The sequence below is a fragment of the Sporocytophaga myxococcoides genome (genome assembly GCF_000775915.1).
Lineage (GTDB): Bacteria > Bacteroidota > Bacteroidia > Cytophagales > Cytophagaceae > Sporocytophaga > Sporocytophaga myxococcoides_A.
In genome coordinates this window covers 344880-363532 of the sequence record NZ_BBLT01000002.1, presented here as the reverse complement: position 1 = coordinate 363532, position 18653 = coordinate 344880, and the positions used below count along the sequence as shown (strand labels likewise).

General features: G+C 35.8%; 20 protein-coding genes. 4 read left to right on the top strand and 16 right to left on the bottom strand.

Annotated features, from left to right (window positions below):
* Window positions 1–86: 86 nt before the first annotated feature.
* The 6 genes from MYP_RS05815 to MYP_RS05790 all read right to left on the bottom strand — a co-directional run bounded on the left by MYP_RS05815 (window position 87) and on the right by MYP_RS05790 (window position 3968).
* Complete coding sequence (locus MYP_RS05815; protein ID WP_045459813.1) at window positions 87–488, bottom strand: DoxX family protein; 402 nt, start codon at window positions 486–488, stop codon at window positions 87–89.
* An 11-nt stretch (window positions 489–499) separates the two neighbouring features.
* Complete coding sequence (locus MYP_RS05810; protein WP_045459810.1) at window positions 500–1120, bottom strand: hypothetical protein; 621 nt, start codon at window positions 1118–1120, stop codon at window positions 500–502.
* A 62-nt stretch (window positions 1121–1182) separates the two neighbouring features.
* On the bottom strand, window positions 1183–1782 hold the full coding sequence (locus MYP_RS05805) for a Crp/Fnr family transcriptional regulator (protein ID WP_045459808.1): 600 nt from the start codon (window positions 1780–1782) through the stop codon (window positions 1183–1185).
* A 287-nt stretch (window positions 1783–2069) separates the two neighbouring features.
* Complete coding sequence (locus MYP_RS05800; RefSeq protein ID WP_197060018.1) at window positions 2070–2867, bottom strand: T9SS type A sorting domain-containing protein; 798 nt, start codon at window positions 2865–2867, stop codon at window positions 2070–2072.
* A 42-nt stretch (window positions 2868–2909) separates the two neighbouring features.
* Window positions 2910–3395 carry an SRPBCC family protein gene (locus MYP_RS05795; protein WP_045459801.1) on the bottom strand — a complete coding sequence of 162 codons (486 nt, stop codon included), beginning with the start codon at window positions 3393–3395 and terminating at the stop codon, window positions 2910–2912.
* A 12-nt stretch (window positions 3396–3407) separates the two neighbouring features.
* Window positions 3408–3968, bottom strand: coding sequence for an NADPH-dependent FMN reductase (locus MYP_RS05790; RefSeq protein ID WP_045459798.1), 561 nt, complete (start codon window positions 3966–3968; stop codon window positions 3408–3410).
* Between the two features lie 226 nt (window positions 3969–4194).
* Here MYP_RS05790 and MYP_RS05785 point away from each other — a divergent pair, with 226 nt between their 5' ends.
* A complete protein-coding gene (locus MYP_RS05785; protein WP_045459796.1) occupies window positions 4195–5616 on the top strand; it encodes an MBOAT family O-acyltransferase in 1422 nt (473 codons plus the stop codon).
* 13 nt (window positions 5617–5629) lie between these two features.
* Complete coding sequence (locus tag MYP_RS05780; RefSeq protein WP_045459793.1) at window positions 5630–6589, top strand: D-alanyl-lipoteichoic acid biosynthesis protein DltD; 960 nt, start codon at window positions 5630–5632, stop codon at window positions 6587–6589.
* A gap of 57 nt (window positions 6590–6646) precedes the next feature.
* Here the strand turns inward: MYP_RS05780 and MYP_RS05775 are convergent, their stop codons facing one another.
* The 6 genes from MYP_RS05775 to MYP_RS05750 all read right to left on the bottom strand — a co-directional run bounded on the left by MYP_RS05775 (window position 6647) and on the right by MYP_RS05750 (window position 10389).
* Complete coding sequence (locus tag MYP_RS05775; RefSeq protein WP_231570014.1) at window positions 6647–7405, bottom strand: SDR family oxidoreductase; 759 nt, start codon at window positions 7403–7405, stop codon at window positions 6647–6649.
* Window positions 7406–7621: 216 nt separating this feature from the next.
* Entirely contained in the window at window positions 7622–8044 is a 423-nt protein-coding gene (locus MYP_RS05770) for a hypothetical protein (protein WP_045459789.1), read from the bottom strand.
* Between the two features lie 50 nt (window positions 8045–8094).
* On the bottom strand, window positions 8095–8595 hold the full coding sequence (locus MYP_RS05765) for a YdeI/OmpD-associated family protein (RefSeq protein WP_231570013.1): 501 nt from the start codon (window positions 8593–8595) through the stop codon (window positions 8095–8097).
* A 25-nt stretch (window positions 8596–8620) separates the two neighbouring features.
* Window positions 8621–9196, bottom strand: coding sequence for a DUF6928 family protein (locus tag MYP_RS05760; RefSeq protein WP_045459785.1), 576 nt, complete (start codon window positions 9194–9196; stop codon window positions 8621–8623).
* A gap of 248 nt (window positions 9197–9444) precedes the next feature.
* Window positions 9445–9897: a hypothetical protein gene (locus tag MYP_RS05755; RefSeq protein WP_045459782.1), complete on the bottom strand. Its 453-nt coding sequence runs from the start codon at window positions 9895–9897 to the stop codon at window positions 9445–9447.
* A gap of 27 nt (window positions 9898–9924) precedes the next feature.
* Entirely contained in the window at window positions 9925–10389 is a 465-nt protein-coding gene (locus MYP_RS05750; RefSeq protein WP_045459778.1) for an SRPBCC domain-containing protein, read from the bottom strand.
* Window positions 10390–10620: 231 nt separating this feature from the next.
* Between MYP_RS05750 and MYP_RS05745 the strand changes: the two genes are divergently transcribed.
* Window positions 10621–11160, top strand: a complete 540-nt coding sequence (locus MYP_RS05745) for a hypothetical protein (RefSeq protein ID WP_156140353.1) — start codon at window positions 10621–10623, stop codon at window positions 11158–11160.
* Between the two features lie 342 nt (window positions 11161–11502).
* Window positions 11503–12864, top strand: coding sequence for an ATP-binding protein (locus MYP_RS05740; protein WP_231570012.1), 1362 nt, complete (start codon window positions 11503–11505; stop codon window positions 12862–12864).
* Between the two features lie 259 nt (window positions 12865–13123).
* Here the strand turns inward: MYP_RS05740 and MYP_RS05735 are convergent, their stop codons facing one another.
* From MYP_RS05735 to MYP_RS05720, 4 genes are all read right to left on the bottom strand, one after another.
* Complete coding sequence (locus MYP_RS05735; RefSeq protein ID WP_045459770.1) at window positions 13124–13687, bottom strand: DUF502 domain-containing protein; 564 nt, start codon at window positions 13685–13687, stop codon at window positions 13124–13126.
* Between the two features lie 4 nt (window positions 13688–13691).
* Window positions 13692–14588, bottom strand: a complete 897-nt coding sequence (locus MYP_RS05730) for a 4-hydroxy-3-methylbut-2-enyl diphosphate reductase (RefSeq protein ID WP_045459765.1) — start codon at window positions 14586–14588, stop codon at window positions 13692–13694.
* 9 nt (window positions 14589–14597) lie between these two features.
* Complete coding sequence (gene cmk, locus MYP_RS05725) at window positions 14598–15302, bottom strand: (d)CMP kinase (protein ID WP_045459762.1); 705 nt, start codon at window positions 15300–15302, stop codon at window positions 14598–14600.
* 376 nt (window positions 15303–15678) lie between these two features.
* A complete protein-coding gene (locus tag MYP_RS05720; RefSeq protein WP_045459759.1) occupies window positions 15679–18303 on the bottom strand; it encodes a DUF7619 domain-containing protein in 2625 nt (874 codons plus the stop codon).
* Window positions 18304–18653: the final 350 nt, after the last annotated feature.

Genomic DNA, 18653 nt, shown 5'->3' with positions numbered 1-18653 from the left:
TGCTTATTCAATTTCTGGAATCCCCTCTGAAATGAACATATAGCAGCGCCTTAAAGAATTACGACATTGTTTATGTGTAGTTCTTATTAATCCCATTGATTATTAACTGAAACAGCTATTTTTCCACCTCCGGTAAATAAAATACCTGTTGCAATAAGCATATAAATAGCTAATAATTCTAAGGCCCATCCTCCATAGTCATTAAGTTTGAAAGCATTTGACATTTGTGTCAGGCAAATGGCGGTAAGACAATTTACAGCAAATACGAAACCTGCTAAACGTGTCCTAAAACCTATGATGATAAGTATAGGTGCTACTACTTCTCCCAAAAACACACCATAAGCAATAAACGAAGGCAATCCCTTTTCTATAAGCATATCTTTGATGAAGTCTATTCCATAGAACAATTTACTGATTCCATAAACCAGCATTGGAAAACCGATTGCAATTCTCGTCACAAAAATTCCCAAATCAATGTTTTTTTTCATGTCAATAATATTTAAAAGTTATATTTAATAAAGATTCCAGTGTTGACTAATCTCCTTTTAGCATTGTTGAATTGGTCTGCGTTTAAAGCAAGACCATAGATTATTTTATTCTCTTTAAATCCCAGACGAACGAATTGCAGACCTCTTTGATATTCTTCCAGATTAATGTTGGCGATAGCCAAAAGATTAAAATATGCTTGCAGGTTTTCAGCTAAATAAGGATAATATTCTAAGGCAATGGATTGCTCAAGCGTGAAGCCTCTTTGATAAGTCGTACCTATAGAATAGGCGAATAAATATCTGGGATGTCCTGTTCGGTATTGTGTTGAAATGGTAAAAAATGAACCTGGATTTTTCATTCCAAAGGCAACATTGAAAGTAACTTTTCTCAGGACATTATAAGAAAAGGTATTCCTTATAAAAAATATGTTTGCATTATCTGAGCTGTATTCTGTATCAAATAATGTGAGGTTGTTTATTTTAATCTTATTGTTAAAATTATAATTCACATGATGCAGATACGTCAGTGAACGATGCCCTAATACAATGTCCGGAGTATAAGAAAGTTGTTGCGCATTAAGTTCTTTTGATAAGAAAAAAAGTATCAGCAATGTATATTCAGCCCTCATCATTTACCTGTTTGAATTATACAGGCAAAAGTATAGTGAGGGAAAATGATAAAAATTAAGCTATCTTAAGAAATATCCGTAATGTGTTTTTTTCTTAGAAAACTTAAGAACTCTGGTGTGACGCCTAAATAGGAAGCAATCATATATTGAGGGAAACGTTGTTCCAGATGTCTATACTCTGCAATGAATGCATTATATCTGGCATACGCGTCAACGCTCATATTCTCAATTGTACGTTCTTGCAAGGCAACATAAGCGGATTGAATTTTCAAACGGAAAAAATCCGACATTCTTGGAACCTCCTGATACAATGTTTCCAGGTTTGTTTTGCTGATTTGTACAAGAGTAGTACGTTCGTTGGCCTGAATAAACATTCTTGATGGGTTTCCGCTGAAATAACTATACAGGTCATTGACCCACCAATTTTCAATACCTAATTGCAATGTGTGCTCTTGGTCCTTTTCATCCAGGTAGTAAACCCTCATACTTCCTATTGCAATATAACGCATGTATCTGGAAATCTGACCGGGCTGGAGTAAATACTCCTTTCTGTTTAGCTTCTTTATTTCCAATTTAGGTACGATGGATGCGATATCGTTATCGTCTAAAGCAACAACTTCTTGAAAATGGTCAATGAGCTGCAACACGAGTTTATCTGAATCCATTTGCTTGTTTGGATATTAATGAGGATTGACTACAAATAATGGTTATGTATCTAGGATATAGCAAAATAAAAGCTTTCACAAAGCCTATTAAAAGTACAGCATTAGGGTTACAACAATTCACCTTACTATTGGCTATACAATGATGAGTAAAAACCTTCGGTTGTTTATCGAAAGCATAATAGCATTAACTACCGAAGGTTTCTCTCAAAATCATTTCATTTTTTATTTTCTCAAAGTGTCAAGCCAAAAGACTAACATCACAGGAAGAACAAAAGAAAATCCAGCACCTATTGTGTCTTCACGATCTTTCGTCTATCCGTATATTTATTACCTACAAGTTCAACAAATACAACTCCCGGAGCCATATCAGAAATATCTATCTGAACCATGTTTGCAGACTGTGTTATATCAATAGTTTTCACCTGTTGTCCTAATTGATTTTTGATTACGATTGACTGATATACTTTTTGACTTAAGCCAAAATCTATATTGAGTAAGTTTTCTGCAGGATTGGGAAATATGTTTAGTGCTTTAAGTTCCTCTGCATTTTTATTTGAAGTAATGACGATAGCACCATTTTCTCTGCAGTCTTGAAACTTCTCCAGGAATTGATCCTGGTGCATTTTCAATATTCTATATTCATTAGGAGCCATGTCAATTCCGCTTATAAATCCGGTTACAGTATCATTCTGAATGTGCAGAAAAGTGGTCTCCAAATAATGCCCCAGGTATCTGTAGTCATTAATCTGCTCCCAGTCATTTTTCTTTTCAGCTATTTCTTCAACAGTAAAAAATATTGTATCACCTATCACTCCCATATGATTTGCAGACATGGAAAAATCACCGTTACATTCAAAATCTTTTTCATCCCACACGACTATTGTATCTGCGCTTTCTTCGCCTATGAGCGTTTGTAATAATTTTATTCTTATAGACTTTTCCTGATAAGAGACAATTTTCCCTTTTGCAACAAAGGATTTATTTTTAATTGTTTCGCAAAATGATTTTGCATACATGGTACATGCTAAAAGTTGCCCGGAAGTAAATACAGTTAAAAGAAATGATAGAGTAAAAATCTTTTTCATATTATTATTCATTAAGGTTTGTAAAAAATAGTCTGATATTTACTAGACATCCGTTTTGGTTAATAGTTCCCGCCAACCATCTCCCTCCGCATGTTCTTTAATCACTTTGTTTCGTTCAAAGAGTAACTTTTCCATATACGATTTTAAAAATAAAACATTCACAATTCTACCCAATACTCCCAAAGGTGATTGAAAATCAAAACGATCGGTCATGATTGTCCGGCCCTGGTTTACTTCAAAAATATGTTCATGCCTGAATGACTTAAACGGGCCGCTGACCATTTCATCAACAAAAAAATCCGGTGATTTAAATTCAGTGATCTTTGAGGTGAGCTGAAGCCAAAGTCCGAAATGCCTGGCTTTCCAGGTCACCGTTTCATGGAGACTGATAAGGCCAGACATTTTACCTGCAATAACTTTCTCCTCAGATTTTTTTGTTGAAATCTGATGGAGTTCAATGCTTCTTGACAAGTCAAAACAAACTTCCAGTGGAGCATAGATAGTAGTTTGAAGAACAATTAAGGACAAAACAATATCAGATTAAGTATCCATTCTCTTTTTTGCTTCAATGCACCATAAAAGCTCATTGATAAATGCAGTAGCTCTCTTATCCGTTCCGGCTTTGTCAGCAGGATTACCCTGCTCATCAAATGATTTATCAACTGTTGGCACAGGAAACATGGCAGGGACAGTCCAGGCTCTTATTTTCCAAAGAGAAAACTGTAATGAAGTAATTACCTGAGTACCGCCAAAACTTCCACCTGATACTGTTGAAATAGCAACAGGTTTTCTGTACCACTCATCATAAAGAAGATCTATTATATTTTTTAGACTGGATGGATAACCTCCATTATATTCCGGCGTAACAATCAATATGCCGTCAGCATTTTTTACTTTTGAAGCAAAATCAAGCATTTGAGGAGTAGGATTAGGCTGAAATTTGAGGCGCTCATCAAAAAGCGGGAAATTATATTCTTGTAAATCAAGTATTCCTGCAGTAGCAAGAGCATTTGACTCTATAAAATTTTTGAAGTAGAGTGCGGCGCGATGACTTTTCCTGTCTCTTCGCACGCTGGCAGAGATAATAGCTATGTGTGGCATACTTCAATATTAACAAAAATTATCATCCTCGCAAGACTAAAATCTTCCGATTATGGACCATAGTAACCAATTTAACTTACAATATAACCCGTTTGTCGGCACTAGTCGTATTAAGCCAGAAAACTAGGATTTATCCAAGATTAAAAATACTTTAACCTGATTCCTATTCAATTGGAAGTCAAATCAAAATTCCTTAATATTGCCTTCCTCTATCTACAAAAAGCGCATGATATTTAATAGCATTCACTTTTTAGAATTTATTCTAATATTTATTCCATTATATTACTTTTTCAAGGGAAAGCTAAGACTTTGGTTCACCCTTGGAGCAAGTTATTTTTTCTATGGTTATTGGGACTATCGCTTTCTGGCGCTGGTACTTGCATCTACAATATTTGAATATAACCTCGCCTTGTATCTTGAGAAAACGGAAAATGAGAAAAAGAGAAAACGACTCCTCATTACAAGCATCGTATTTAATCTGGTTATTTTAGGTTTTTTCAAGTACTTTAATTTTTTTATAGAATCGACCAATAGTGTTTTAGGCTTCTTCGGAACCGGGACTATTCATAACACGCTGAATATTATTCTGCCTATCGGAATTTCATTTTATACTTTTCAGGCAATCAGCTACACCACTGACATTTATAAAAGGAAGATAAAGGCAGAAACAGACTTTGCCGCATTTTCAGTTTATTCGATCTTTTTCGCCAAGCTTACAGCAGGGCCTATTCTGCGGGCTCATGACTTTTTACCTCAACTTAAAACAGATCAGAAATTTACCTGGGACAATTTTGAAACAGGCCTTGCCAGAGTTCTTTTAGGATTTGGAAAAAAAATAATTATTGCCGATTCTCTCGGATCTTTTGTAGGAACAGCCTTTGCATTTCCTGAAAAATACTCCTCTCTGTATCTCATCATCGGGATTATATTCTATTCTTTCCAGATATACTGTGACTTTTCAGGATATTCGGATATTGCAATTGGAATAGCCAGGATACTTGGGTACCGCTTTCCTCAAAACTTTAACTTTCCTTATCTGGCCAAAAACTTTTCAGAGTTCTGGAGTCGCTGGCACATGTCCCTTTCCAGCTGGCTGAGAGAATATCTTTACATACCGCTTGGAGGAAACCGAAATGGCAAATTCAATGCTTACAGAAACCTTATGATCACAATGCTCCTTGGAGGCCTCTGGCATGGTGCGAACTGGACTTTCGTAGTCTGGGGTGGTCTGAATGGAGTTTACCTTGTAGTTCAACGGTTAATCCTGCCATACACGGAAAGAATTGGGAAGATAGTACCAAGACAATTATTCATCCCTTCAGCGATGATCATTGTATTTCTACTTACCTGTTTTTCTCGAATATTTTTCAGAAGCAATGACTTTGACAGCGCTTTTGAAATGATCAAAGGGATTTTCGCTTTCAATGATATGTCATTTGGACATCTTCCAAATAAGTTCGTTATAATTAAAAATATAGGATTGGTATCCATTCTGATGATTCTGGAATATGTTCATCAAAGCAATGATTTTGAAGAGCTGGTATTAAAATCTCCGGCATTTAAAATAATTACATTTTCAATAATACTTTGGATGATCGCATTATTCGGGACATTCAGTGACTCTCAATTCATTTATATTCAATTTTAACCGCCAGCGACAAATGAAAGAATCTGTTATTGAAAATACCAGCGAAGTAAAAGTTCCTTCCATTGAAGTTGAGATACAATCAGAAGTTGCCAAAAAAGAGAAGAACAGGCTTTGGGTTTATCTGGTTTTAATTCCTCTGATATTTGTGGGAGACCGTGGCATTGGTGCATTCCTTGAATATCTGACCATGACAAGCAATCTTCGGTATTCTAAGTTGTACAATGGCAAAGGAGAAGCTGACGTTGTCATTCTCGGAAACTCAAGAGGAAACGGCTACTATGAACCAGAGATCAGAAAGATCACAGGAATGACAACTCTTAACTTGAGTTATAATGCTTTACCTGGGGAGGTAGGACAGGTCCTTATTGAAGATTATTTTGAAAGATATAAAACAAAGCTTCTTATTGTTGATATAAGTCTTGTCATGAGAACTGAAGATCAGGTAATCACCAGCTTCAGCCCCTATATAAGCAAGTCAGAAAAAATGGATTCGCTTATTCATGACGTATCCTCTGCTACTGCAAGGGGATGCCAGATATCTAAATTGTACCAATATAATTCAGAGCTCTTCCACAGAGCATTGTACTACCTGGGCAACCAGGAAGGTGACTGGATCCTGGATAAACAAATAAAAGAAGAACTATTAACACTTGATAATCTGGATGACAGCCTTGATGTAGTAATCACAAAAAAGGGGCTCGACAATCTGAAGGTAATTGCGGATGTGGCTAAGAAGCACAATGCCAAAGTTGAATTCGTAATAGCACCATATCATTCTATCTGGCTGAATAAGATTCATAACATTAAGGACTTCCTTGCTGCTGTTACGAAACATACAGGAGTTGAGGTGAGAGATTATTGCCGCTTAACAAATGATAAAACATGCTATTCAGATTACCTTCACCTGAATAAAAAAGGAAGCCTGCTTTATATGAAGCAACTTCAGGATGATGGAGTATTTGATTTGAATTAACAGATCCTGAAGATAAAAAAAGCACCTCGGTAATCACTTTACCGAAAGCTGCTTTTTTTATCTGCCTCCTGCAATATCTATAAATGTGCCGGTAGTATAGGATGCTTCATCAGAAAGCAACCAAAGAATAGCGCTGGCAACCTCTTCTGGATTCCCACCTCTCAACATAGGAATTGTTGATTTAATTCTGTCAATCCTTCCAGCCTCCCCTCCACTTTCATGTATATCTGTATAAATAAAACCAGGTCTTACTGCATTCACTCTTATCCCTTCAGGAGCTACCTCTTTGGAAAGACCTACAGTGAAAGAATCAATAGCGCCCTTAGATGAAGCATAATCAACATATTCTCCAGGAGAGCCTGTTTTAGCTCCGATTGAGGATACATTCACAATATTTCCGCCATTACCACCATTACGGGTTGACATTCGGGCAATGGCCTCTTTGGAACAAAGAAAAGTACCCAGGATATTATTTTTAAGGGTTCTTAAAAATCTTTCATTACTTATTCCTTCAACCCTGGATTGCAACTCCAGAGTACCTGCGTTATTAACTAAAGCAGTTACAGGTCCGAGCTTAATATCAATTTGTCTGAACATCTCTTTAACCTGTGCTTCATCTCCTACGTCTGCCTGATAAGCAAAAGCTTTACCTCCGATATCTTCAATCTTTTTCACAATGGCATTTGCTGCTACTTCATTTTTGACATAGTTTACACAAACATGATACCCACGGGAAGCGGCAAGGAGTGCTGTTGCAGCTCCGATGCCTCTGCTGGCTCCTGTAATTAGTATAATTTTTCCTTCAAAAGCCATCATATAGAAACTTCTTTTCAAACGGATATTTAGAAACTCAAATAAAAGGATGATTTAATTCTACTAAAAAAAATCCACATTCCATTCTTTATACCTTAATACCATTTTTGCTCTTACACCTTCCAAATGACAAAACATATTTCAAGTAATCAAATAAAGCTATAGATTATCAGATGTTACTTTCAGGGATTTTACTGGAAAATTTAAAATAAAAAACAACTAATATACTTTTAAATCATTCAGATAATATTCTTTCTCATAAATCTTAAATTTAACGATTGCAGTTGTCTGAGCATTATTAAACTTTGAAGGGTAGCCTGAAAAAACACTTACAAATGTATCATCCTGTCCCTTCATCTCCTTAACATTTCGACCTTCCCAACAATCATTACCATTTTTAAACTGAACCAGACTAAAGGAAAAACCTGCGGATTCACGAATATTATTTCCATTACCATCAATAATCTCTAAGCTCCCACCTATTTTGTCATTAAGAATACAAGTAAGATATAGCTTATAATTATCTACATAGAGGGTATCACTAACTGTTGGAACTGAAGAGCAGGAAGAATTTATAGACATTTCTTTATCTTTTTTACATCCAAAAAAAATAAGTAATCCAATTAAAAGTAATTTTCTCATGTTTATTAAAACTTATATGAAATAAAATTATCAATCTCCAACGACATACGTTACAATTCATGCAATTTTTTATTATCAGCTACCCAGTCCATCATCTTCACAATTCTTTCGGCCTTTGTATCTTCCTTCTTAGCTTCATATATCCAGGCAAGATACGCATTTTGTTCTCCTTCTGTAAAGGCTGAAAAATTCTGAAAGACTGCTTCAGGTTCATTTTTAAAACACTCCATTATTTCTTCTGGAATACCCAAAGGTCTCTCGTCCAGATAAAGAATTACTCTGACGTTATCACCTTCCTGCTTTTTGATTTTTTTTCTTATCTCGGCTTTTACCGGCAAAAATAATTTACCATTTCCCATGGGCATAAGCTTGTATTGATTAAGCTTAAAGTCATCAATACTACCTCTAACCTTTACCCAACCAAATTTCGCTCTTTTGTCCGCTGTAATTTCATTGATGACTACATAGGTCCATCCTCCCTTTCCAGGAATCTTTTCAAGCAAATATTCAGCATCAACGAGTGGCTTTTCTATTTTAGTATTTGTCATCATCAGAAGATTTTAAGGGACAACATATCTACCAGAACTTCCACCATGGCTTGCCTGCTTTTTCGAAAGATGGATTTATAACCTTAGAGTATCTATAACCTGTCAGCCTGGTATTAAATAAAAAATCATCACAACTATCAAGCGGTTCTCCCAAATATCTTCCGGCTACTTCAAATACAAAATTCTCTCCTACCTGATCTTCAGACATGGGTTCATCAGGAAAATCTTCAAAAAGATATACTCTTTTCCCTTCATCATTAATTTGTGATTTGGCCAATAAATCAAGTTCCGCTTTCAATGGCTCGCCCGACTCAAGGAAAGTCCCGTCGTCTGAACTTCCTGCTCTGGCACGTATTCTTTTTCCGTCTTTGATAACAGCATACCCCCAAAGGTTTACAACGCTATGTAATACAATAGAACATATTTCTGCACCGGGAAACTTATGAATCAACTCCTTTTCTGCATGCCCTGCCTCATCATCAAAAAAGGTTAAGGGCATATCAGGAGCACATATGATAAGATTGTTTTTATATCTGCCAATATGCACCTCGTTGTCAACAGGATTTATTACTTCTTCAACAGCCCGATCTTTAATCTTTGACAAATCAGAGAACCCTCAAGCCGACAATAAAGATTTATAGTCTGTGTCTTTATTGGAATTAATAATGATGGCAGACGCTTTCCAGCCCATATATAGTTATGATTTGATTTAACTTAAATTGAAATAATATAACCTTTAAAACAAAAAATATCAGTAGACTATATACGCTTTATACTAACTCATGATTTGAACTTTATAATTTCTTTTTTCTCATGAGTGGAGTCAAATACATCCGTCTTGCTATACTTACCTCAATCAATTGCTAATTGCTTCATCTTGACATATTTCCCTTTTGCGATTTCAAGGCGGCTGTTATCGAGCTTAAGATTTATATTGACATTAGTCTCTAAAAAAGAAAACATTGGGACTTTTAATGCTGGGGATTGAAACAATGCATAATTCACTTCCCTATACAAACTTTTGTTAAGAGTTATGGTAATTAGACTCAAGTTTTTTAATGACCTCCATTTTCCGAAATTCATTCCCAAAACTTTATAATAGTGACGATATTTTCTATTCTCAAAATCCACGCTCATCTTTTCCTGTGCTGTAACTGCTGCAATGGTGAACAGAAATAAAATACCACCTATAATCTTAAAAAGAAAACCAGGAGCCATTGCAAAAACTACTCCTATAAGCATGGTAATAACTGACAAAACTTTAGTAACAGCAGGCAGTCCGTCGATTTTATTGTCTGTAATCATTGATAAAAGAATAAATAAATAACAAAGTTATTGCATCTCTTTCAGCACTGTTTCCAGCCTGTCCAGATTCTCTTCATTCTTATCACTAACAAACCCTTTCAGCTTATTGCATTCTTCCGGAGTCTTAAAGATCATCCTGAAGTATAATTTTGTTTCATTTACAGAAATCTCCTCAAAGGTTGATTGTATCTGAAATTTTGGTTGGGAAATATGATTTAATATGACCAACTCTGGCTCCACAACTTTTACAAAAACACTTTCATTAGGATAGTTTTTATTATCCGGACCATGCATAACGAATGACCACTTCCCTCCTGGATGGAAATTAAATTCATTAAAAGTATTGGTAAAACCATGAGGCCCCCACCACTTCTTCAGATAATCAGGTTTGGACCAGGCTTTAAAGACCTGCTCCCTGGATGCTTTCACGATTCTGATATTTAGTACTTCTCTATCCGGAGAGGATACGTATGTTTCCAGTAATTCAGTCATGATTTTTTTGTTAAAAGTTATGTGAATTTAATTCCAAAAACTGATAAATAATTATTCAGGTAATTCAAAATTGAGAAAAAGGTCAAATTAAATAGGAAGATCAAAACAAAGGTTTAACAATAATTCAAACCAAAAAATTTAGAATTTCAGGATGTAAAACTCTCTTTAAAAAAATTTCTGATTGTAAAATATTTCTTATCATTACGCTTAAAAAAGTACCAGACAGAAGAAATGAATACTATACAAAAGTTATTAAAGCCCTTTATGGGAAAGCCTTTAACAGTGATCATCAATGATGAAGATGAAACCCTGCATGTATTCGACTGGTCCATGTTAGAAAAAGAACATGATAAAATTATTTCAAAGACTAGCGGAATGATCGAATCTGAAAGGAGTGTTTTTTTAGAACACAATAGAAGCGATCTTATGGATATCTATGACTTTTACCTGGATGAAGACTGTATTGAAAAAGTGGAAAATAAACAATGGATTCCATTTGGAATCCTGGGCCTTTCTAGCAACATAGACAGTTATGCAGAAATGGATCATGCAGGCCTCCTTTTGTTGGATGTGAGTGAAGACCAAGAAAACCCTTCTGTGGTTTTTTACCTGGACTCTGAAGCAGAAACAATCGCCGCTTGTCTTGAGGAACTTGAGATTGCAGAAACGGAGGAAGACGATGATGATGATTTTGAAGACGATGATTTTGAAGAGGAAGACTTTGATGATGAAGATTTCGAAGATGAAGAAGGCAATGAAAAGAAATATTAAATTTTAGAGTAGCCTGGTGAATCTCACTTCATCAGGCATTTCTTATTATTTAGTTTTTTTATTTGTGTTGCTCTCACTATAAATTCAATTAATATTATCTCCTTTTAAGTCCTTAACTTTTTTCAAGACGATTTTTTATACTAAATATTCCCATGAATGGGAAGTTCTCCTTTGCTTCAACCAGTGCAGTTAAAAGGTCATCATGAGGAGTTATAAATATTCAGATGAAATTAATTGTATTATCCTTTTCGAAATGTATTTTCCGCTATGAGTAGTTTTCTTAATATTATTTTAATTAAATTTATTGTGTTCAGCGTATAGCTAATTTTTAACACACTTTTTATGAATATTCCAAGCATTGCGGGAAAAAGCAAACCACAGATGGTATTGAATTGTGACGTTCTTGAAAAGGAATTAATGTGGTTTAAATATTTTATAGAATATAGGGTTCGCAGGCACATAGGAGAGTCCGGAGCAGAAACCTGCTTTCCCGAACCTCCCGAACTGGAGGAGAGAACTTCCTTTTACGTACATTTTATAAAGCATTTTAATTTAAATTTTAGTGAACGCGTACTTGTACTTCTGGCATTGGCTCCACATCTAAAGCCTAATATCTTGGATGCTTTTTTCACTAAAAATTCTGACGGAAGAATATTTACCGAATTCGGTGGAAAAATCAGTCCGGCTAACAAATTTCTTCCTACAGCTGAGACATACATTTTTCTAATTGCCGGAAATGAATTATATCAGAGATTAAAAGCTATTGATATATTCAAACCCTCTTCAAGAGTGAGATTTGATAATATCATCAGCTTCATACCTGAATCTGAAGATTCCTTTTTAGATACAGAAGTCAAAATTACTCAGGAGCAACTTTCATTTATCCTTTCAGGAGAAGGGTATAAACCAAACTTTAACAGTTCCTTTCCTGCCACGCTTTTAAAGACGGGAATGAGTTGGGATGATCTCATCATTGCTCCAGAAGTTCTTGAGGAAATCAATGAGATAACAGTATGGATCAGACATGGGGATAATTTATTGCTGAACTATGGTCTTGGAAAAACTATTAAAAGAGGTTACAGAACCTTATTCTACGGACCTCCGGGAACGGGGAAAACACTTACTGCATCTTTAATAGGCAAAACCAATAAACTGGATGTATACAGGATTGACTTGTCAATGGTCGTTTCCAAGTACATTGGTGAAACAGAAAAGAATCTTGCAAATATCTTTGACCTTGCTGAAAATAAGAACTGGATATTATTCTTTGATGAAGCCGATGCATTGTTCGGCAAGAGAACTCAGACGAAGGATGCAAAGGACAGATATGCGAATCAGGAAGTTTCTTATCTTTTGCAAAGAATAGAGGACTTTCCGGGAGTAGTAATTCTGGCCACCAACCTTAAATCAAACATAGACGATGCATTTTCGAGGCGTTTTCAGTCTATGATATATTTCCCTATGCCAAGCCCCGATTTAAGACTGAAGCTTTGGGAAAATGCTTTTACAGATAAGTTTGAATTAAGCGAAAAAATAGATCTTAGAAAAATAGCTAATGAATATGAGCTTGCCGGTGGCGCAATCATAAATGTAGTCCGCTATTGTGCTTTAATGGCCTTGAATAGAAATTCAAATCTGATCACTTCAGAAGATCTGATCAATGGGATAAGGAAGGAGTTTAGGAAAGATGGACGGACGTCATAGGGGGTATATCTTAATCCCTTTCAAGATAATAAGACCAAAAACAACAAAAACTAACTCTATGGCCAACACAGTCCGACTGATTTGCCCTGAAATAAAAGAAACAGTAAGAGCATAATTACATTAAAACTGCCTCCATCTATAGATTTAAAACATAAAATAAAAAGGCTGTTATTGGATATCATAGAGGTCTATAAGGACCATTCGAATTGCTCAATAAAGCGTTGTTTAGGATATATAGAAGGTGGTCTTATTTTTCCCTCTAATGATGAAACCCCGAAACCCCACCTGACACCACAAACTTCATCACTTCCGAGCTTGGCGCCTGAATGATGGTAATGCGTTCTTTGGGAACTATATAAAGATTACCGGAGATATTATAGGAGTGTGGAAAATATACCGCTACTTTGTCAGGCAGATTAATCACATTAAGATCTGTTTGTGTGATGAAGCCTAATCTGTAAAAATCAAAATCCTTGTTCACCTTCACCATTACCGGCTGGCTAAACTTTTTCTTATCTCCCACAAATGCTCCCACTACATCTTTGGTAGATGAATAGATGAGATTTATAAGTGGAAGTTTATACAAAAAGTTTTCAAAAACAGTGAATGCCGGCTTGGCAATTAGTGTAGAGCCGAGATAACCTATGATCGTTACAACGGTAACAACGATAACTATTCCCAATCCTGGAAAGAGCTCTGTCTCAAACAAAGAGGGAACAAAGTTATCTACCCAGCGGATGAATACTACCAACACATATACTGTAAAAAACAGTGGTATTACAAACAGTAACCCCTGAAGGAAATATCTCAGAAATTTTTTCATAAGGTCAGGAAGCTGTTCCTGTCTCAGCGAATATATTTTTTATATAGGTGGCTACATTTTCCATAAGCCACATTGGAGTCGAGGTTGCTCCGCATATTCCGACAGAATCGGTTGCCTTAAACCAGTTGGGATCCAGTTCAAGTTCGTTTTCCACAAAATAGCTTTTCTCGTTTTCGGCTTTGCATACGGAATATAAGGCTTTTCCGTTGGAGCTTTTTTTCCCGCTGACAAACACTATTACATCATGCTCCTTTGAAAACTTCTGTAACTGAGGTTCTCTATTTGATACCTGACGGCAAATGCTGTCGTTGTAATCATAATTAACTACTTCGCCCCCCTTTTGTTCCTTCATTTTTTCCTCAATAAGGGCAGAAATCCTGTAAAAGCCCTTGGTACTTTTTGTTGTCTGGCTAAACAATGTTACCGGACGGTTAAAATCTATCTTTTCAAGATCTTCTTCTTTGGTAACAACTATAGCTTTATCTCTTGTCTGTCCGGTTAGTCCTACCACTTCAGCATGCCCCTCCTGACCATAAATGACAATCTGACCATCCACTTCCTCCATCTTATCAAATGCTGACTTAACCCTGTTTTGAAGCTTTAAAACAACAGGACAGGAAGCATCTACCAATTCAATATTGTTATTAAGAGCAAGCTGGTAAGTCTCAGGAGGTTCGCCGTGAGCCCTGATAAGGACTTTGCAGTCGCGCAGTTCTTTTAACTGCTCCCGGTTTATAACTTTTAGCCCTTTTTTAGTGAGGCGGTCTACCTCCATTGCATTATGTACGATATCTCCCAGGCAATAGAGTTCTCCTCCCTGATCCATTTCATCTTCAGCCATCTGAATGGCGAACTCGACTCCAAAACAATAGCCTGAATTTTTATCTATCGTAACGTTCATGTTTTTAATTTAACTAATTATAATCGAATTTTGGCTTTCAATCATTTTTCCCACAGAAAGATTAATCACAAAATCGACCTGTTCATCGACAGTCATGTGAGTGGTATCCAGCACATAGGCCTCTTCCGCTTTCTTTAACGGGCCTTCTTCCCTGGTCGTATCAAGATGGTCTCTTTTCGCTATATTTTCAATGATATCTTCAATTCCGACCACCTGCTTTTTTTCCAATAACTCCTGTTGACGACGAAATGCTCTAACATTCATATCCGCCTGCATAAAAATTTTCAATTCTGCTGTTGGGAAAACGGCGGTTCCGATATCTCTTCCATCCATGACCAGCCCTTTCTTCTTTCCCATTTTCTGCTGAAGTGCCACCATGTATTTTCTTACTTCCTTAATAGCGCTTACTTCACTTACATTTTCAGAAATATACATTTTGCGAATTTCATCTTCTACATTTAACCCATTCAGATAAGTTTCACTCCTGTTGGTTTTCGGATTAAAGACAAAAGTAATTTGGATATTTTCAAGCGCTTTATGAATTGCCTTCGGATCAGTGATATTTATATAGTGGTCGTGAAAATACAAAGTGGTTGCTCTGTACATGGCACCTGTATCGATATAGGCATATCCTAATTTGGAAGCAACTATCTTAGCCGTAGTGCTTTTACCACAAGCAGAGTACCCATCTATTGCTATGATAATTTTCTTCATTTAGTAAATATAAAGTATTGTAATCACTAAGCAAACAGAATTTACCGGTGTTTTTTTACCTCAGATTTTACAGTACCTTGTTCCTGTTTTAAACAAATTTTTGACGATTTGGGTTTAATGTGTACTCTTCTGCAACAATCTGATTTTTATACTATTTACAGTTTATCTGCAGTAATTATTCGTTAGTAACCTAAAAGTCCGCTCCTATTATTAGGTTAATTATTTTACTTCTCTTTTTACGAGATAACTAACGAAATCATACACAAGGAAATAGGAAATAACTTAGTATAATTCTAGGGTTAAAAGAATCAGGGGATGAAAAATATTAATAGGAAGCCCAGGGTCAATCCAGAGGCTTCCTATAAAAACAATAGTACTATTTAGTAATGATTACTTTTTCAACGCCTTGAATATTTCCTTTGGAATCTGCCAGTTTGAATATGTAAAGTCCTTCATTCCAACCTGCAGTATTAATGGAGGTATTCTTGTTTTGCAAGATTAATTTCCCAGTGAAGTCATAAACAAAAACCTCTGTTTTTTCATCTGTCCGGATATAAACCATATCCTTAGCGGGATTTGGATATAAGAAACCTGCTTTCTCTGTCTTATCCCTATAAGAAGTTATTACAGGCGTGGCAAAGGTATTAAAAACCGTGTTTGTTAAAATCGGCTCATTTTTATCAAAGACAATTCCTGCTTTATTTTTAATGATAGTTCCCTCCTTTAAATCCTTTTTAGGTTCCACTGAAAACCTTACAAATCCTTGAGCTTTTTCCTTATTGGTGGTGCTGTCAGGAAGCATGATATTCTCAAAATGAAACGCCACTACTCCTTCTTTAGATATTTCAGTGATTACAGGATGGGAAGACCCTAACACATTAAATGTTGAAAGATTTAAATTTAAATCAAGTGTATCATAAACTATAACAGTATATGCTGTATCATTACCTGTATTTTCAAATCTGATCAGGTAATTAAGGGCAGAGTTCATCGGAGTAAGGTGCTCTTCTCCTATGCCTGCAGGAGTCACTGATTTGTCGTTAGGATCATAAGAGCAACGCACTATTGTGCTTATATTGTCAAAAGTTGAGCTGACAATTGATTCGTTAGAGTAAATATCTGCAATCAGTTTAAAATTCAGTATTTCCCCAACTTTATCTCCTCCTGGAAAATGAATTTCAAAAGGAATTAATATGGCATCAAGTGGTAAGAATTCAGAAATTTCAAATTTCAGGGTATCAGTTTTGGAAGATACAGCATCAAGGGAATTGATTTGGGCAAGCGGATCTCCTATAAGTGTAAGCTTTATTAATTCTATCCCTTTTAGCCCTGTATTCTCAACCTTTATTGATCCCATGCCAATTGTCTCACAACGAGGCCAAGGGGTAAAGAAATTTGTGCAGATCTCAGGTTCAGGATTAGCTACTGTTATACCGATTTTATTTTCTCCCGAATTCTGCATAGTATAAGGTAATGTTGTAGAAATATAGTCAAATGTCCCTTGGATTTCCATGGTATACACCTCCTCCACTGAACCAACAAAAGAGAAGTTACCATTTCTATCCGGAAAAATTGTGATACCGGAAGGATTTATCGTTAAAGGATATTTACTAACACCAAACTCATAAGGATCCTGAATTCCATTCTTATTTATATCATAGTAAATGATTCCTTTAATAATATTCTGATCTCTTCTCATTCTCCAGATGGCAGATAGAGAATCTTCCCCGAATGCAGTATGTTTAAGCCAGATAAAGTTACTATCTCCAGCAATTCCGTCCAACCGTTGGAGTGGTTTGGGCAATGGAATACGGGTTGTATCATTATTATTAATTACGACAAGGCTAAGAGGTACCGACTCTGTCTGGTCAAACTCTATGAAATGAAAAAGATTTTCGCCATTTGATTTCTTGTATAAGAAAGAGAAATGATTATAACTTCTCTTTTCTTCAAACTTCAGTTCATCATCAAACAGGGAAAAGTAAATCGATTCGCGTGACGACGTTTCAGATGTATATCTCAGTATCAAGGTCCCATTGTCAAGAAAGGCATTAGAAAGGGGACTTCTTCCATCAAATCTTGCCCGATAAACTTCATTATTCTCTGTAAAGTCTGCAAAAAATCTGACAAATACTTTTCCGTTGCTTACCAACACAAATCCTTTTGAATAACTAAAACTAAAAACACCAGGTTTAAATTCTGTAATGCTGACTCCATATGGCCCACCAAGAGAAGTTATCGGGGCATCAAATGACTGAAGGGTATTATTAAAATAAGTGTATACTTTATTCTTCCCTGCTAAATACAGAATCCCGCATGATGGCTGTAATGTCCCCATTGGAGAATCTGCTGGCAAAAGCTTTTCCCAATCGTTCTTAGTATCTTCAAAAACATAAAATTCTCCTTTGTCTGTTAAAATCACACTACCGGGATTGTTTTGCAGCAAAGTTGGCCCCACTAAAGGCTTTGGAAGCTGGCTCTCATTGTTTGGATAAATTTTATAGTTATTTGTTTTATCAAACTGAATCAGCTTATCACCTTTGACAATCCAGATATACTTATTCGTTTGCCTGATCTGAATAAATGGCAATGAGGAAACTGAATCTCCTCCGAAATAGACTTCAGAATAAAATCCCAAATCAGTCCCATCATAAAATCCCAGGTAACTTGTGAATTTGGTTATTCCGCCCTCGTCTCTATACCCATAATAGCTGAAAGCAACTTTATCACCGGAGATTGTAAGGGAGATTGCATTTATACTTGAGTTAGGAATATTCGGGAAATTGGTATATCGTGCAGTATCTGTACCTTTAATCTTGAGTAAAGCATCAATTTCCAGGATCCAGATATTTCCATAAATATCAGTTTGGGGGGGCGCAGTTTGAGAAAGTGACTTAAAAGGATGAGCGACTCCATTAATCGGAAAGTTTGCCCAGGTATTTTCCTGAGCCTTTGCTCCAAAAGCAATAAAAATTACTAGTAAGATGTAGATTTTTTTCATGTCAAATTTTTTAGATAAAAAAAGTAATCAGAATAAAACTTTAAATTACAATCGTGGCATATTTTATTGATCATTCTTACAATAACTTTAAACAAAAAGACGACGATCATAGAGCTTTAATACGGATTAATATATCCCAGGTGAACGTATTTCAAAAAAAATACCCTTCAAGAAGGGTATCTCATAATATTTGTATAAAAAGAGCGACAATACAGTTACTTCCTATTATGTCAGCTTTTCATTTTTTTCCTCTCTTGGGAGTCCAGGCCTGACTTCGCCCTGAAGAGCAAGACAATGGAATAAATGAAATTAAAAAAATTAACACACCAACTCCTCTCCTAAAGATCTAG

Bases quoted from the DNA above. Each gene is read 5' to 3' on its own strand.
- MYP_RS05815 (WP_045459813.1), bottom strand. From the start codon at position 488: ATGAAAAAAAACATTGATTTGGGAATTTTTGTGACGAGAATTGCAATC.
- MYP_RS05810 (WP_045459810.1), bottom strand. From the start codon at position 1,120: ATGATGAGGGCTGAATATACATTGCTGATACTTTTTTTCTTATCAAAA.
- MYP_RS05805 (WP_045459808.1), bottom strand. From the start codon at position 1,782: ATGGATTCAGATAAACTCGTGTTGCAGCTCATTGACCATTTTCAAGAA.
- MYP_RS05800 (WP_197060018.1), bottom strand. From the start codon at position 2,867: ATGAAAAAGATTTTTACTCTATCATTTCTTTTAACTGTATTTACTTCC.
- MYP_RS05790 (WP_045459798.1), bottom strand. From the start codon at position 3,968: ATGCCACACATAGCTATTATCTCTGCCAGCGTGCGAAGAGACAGGAAA.
- MYP_RS05785 (WP_045459796.1), top strand. From the start codon at position 4,195: ATGATATTTAATAGCATTCACTTTTTAGAATTTATTCTAATATTTATT.
- MYP_RS05780 (WP_045459793.1), top strand. From the start codon at position 5,630: ATGAAAGAATCTGTTATTGAAAATACCAGCGAAGTAAAAGTTCCTTCC.
- MYP_RS05775 (WP_231570014.1), bottom strand. From the start codon at position 7,405: ATGATGGCTTTTGAAGGAAAAATTATACTAATTACAGGAGCCAGCAGA.
- MYP_RS05770 (WP_045459789.1), bottom strand. From the start codon at position 8,044: ATGAGAAAATTACTTTTAATTGGATTACTTATTTTTTTTGGATGTAAA.
- MYP_RS05765 (WP_231570013.1), bottom strand. From the start codon at position 8,595: ATGATGACAAATACTAAAATAGAAAAGCCACTCGTTGATGCTGAATAT.
- MYP_RS05755 (WP_045459782.1), bottom strand. From the start codon at position 9,897: ATGATTACAGACAATAAAATCGACGGACTGCCTGCTGTTACTAAAGTT.
- MYP_RS05750 (WP_045459778.1), bottom strand. From the start codon at position 10,389: ATGACTGAATTACTGGAAACATACGTATCCTCTCCGGATAGAGAAGTA.
- MYP_RS05745 (WP_156140353.1), top strand. From the start codon at position 10,621: ATGAATACTATACAAAAGTTATTAAAGCCCTTTATGGGAAAGCCTTTA.
- MYP_RS05740 (WP_231570012.1), top strand. From the start codon at position 11,503: ATGAATATTCCAAGCATTGCGGGAAAAAGCAAACCACAGATGGTATTG.
- MYP_RS05735 (WP_045459770.1), bottom strand. From the start codon at position 13,687: ATGAAAAAATTTCTGAGATATTTCCTTCAGGGGTTACTGTTTGTAATA.
- MYP_RS05730 (WP_045459765.1), bottom strand. From the start codon at position 14,588: ATGAACGTTACGATAGATAAAAATTCAGGCTATTGTTTTGGAGTCGAG.
- cmk (WP_045459762.1), bottom strand. From the start codon at position 15,302: ATGAAGAAAATTATCATAGCAATAGATGGGTACTCTGCTTGTGGTAAA.
- MYP_RS05720 (WP_045459759.1), bottom strand. From the start codon at position 18,303: ATGAAAAAAATCTACATCTTACTAGTAATTTTTATTGCTTTTGGAGCA.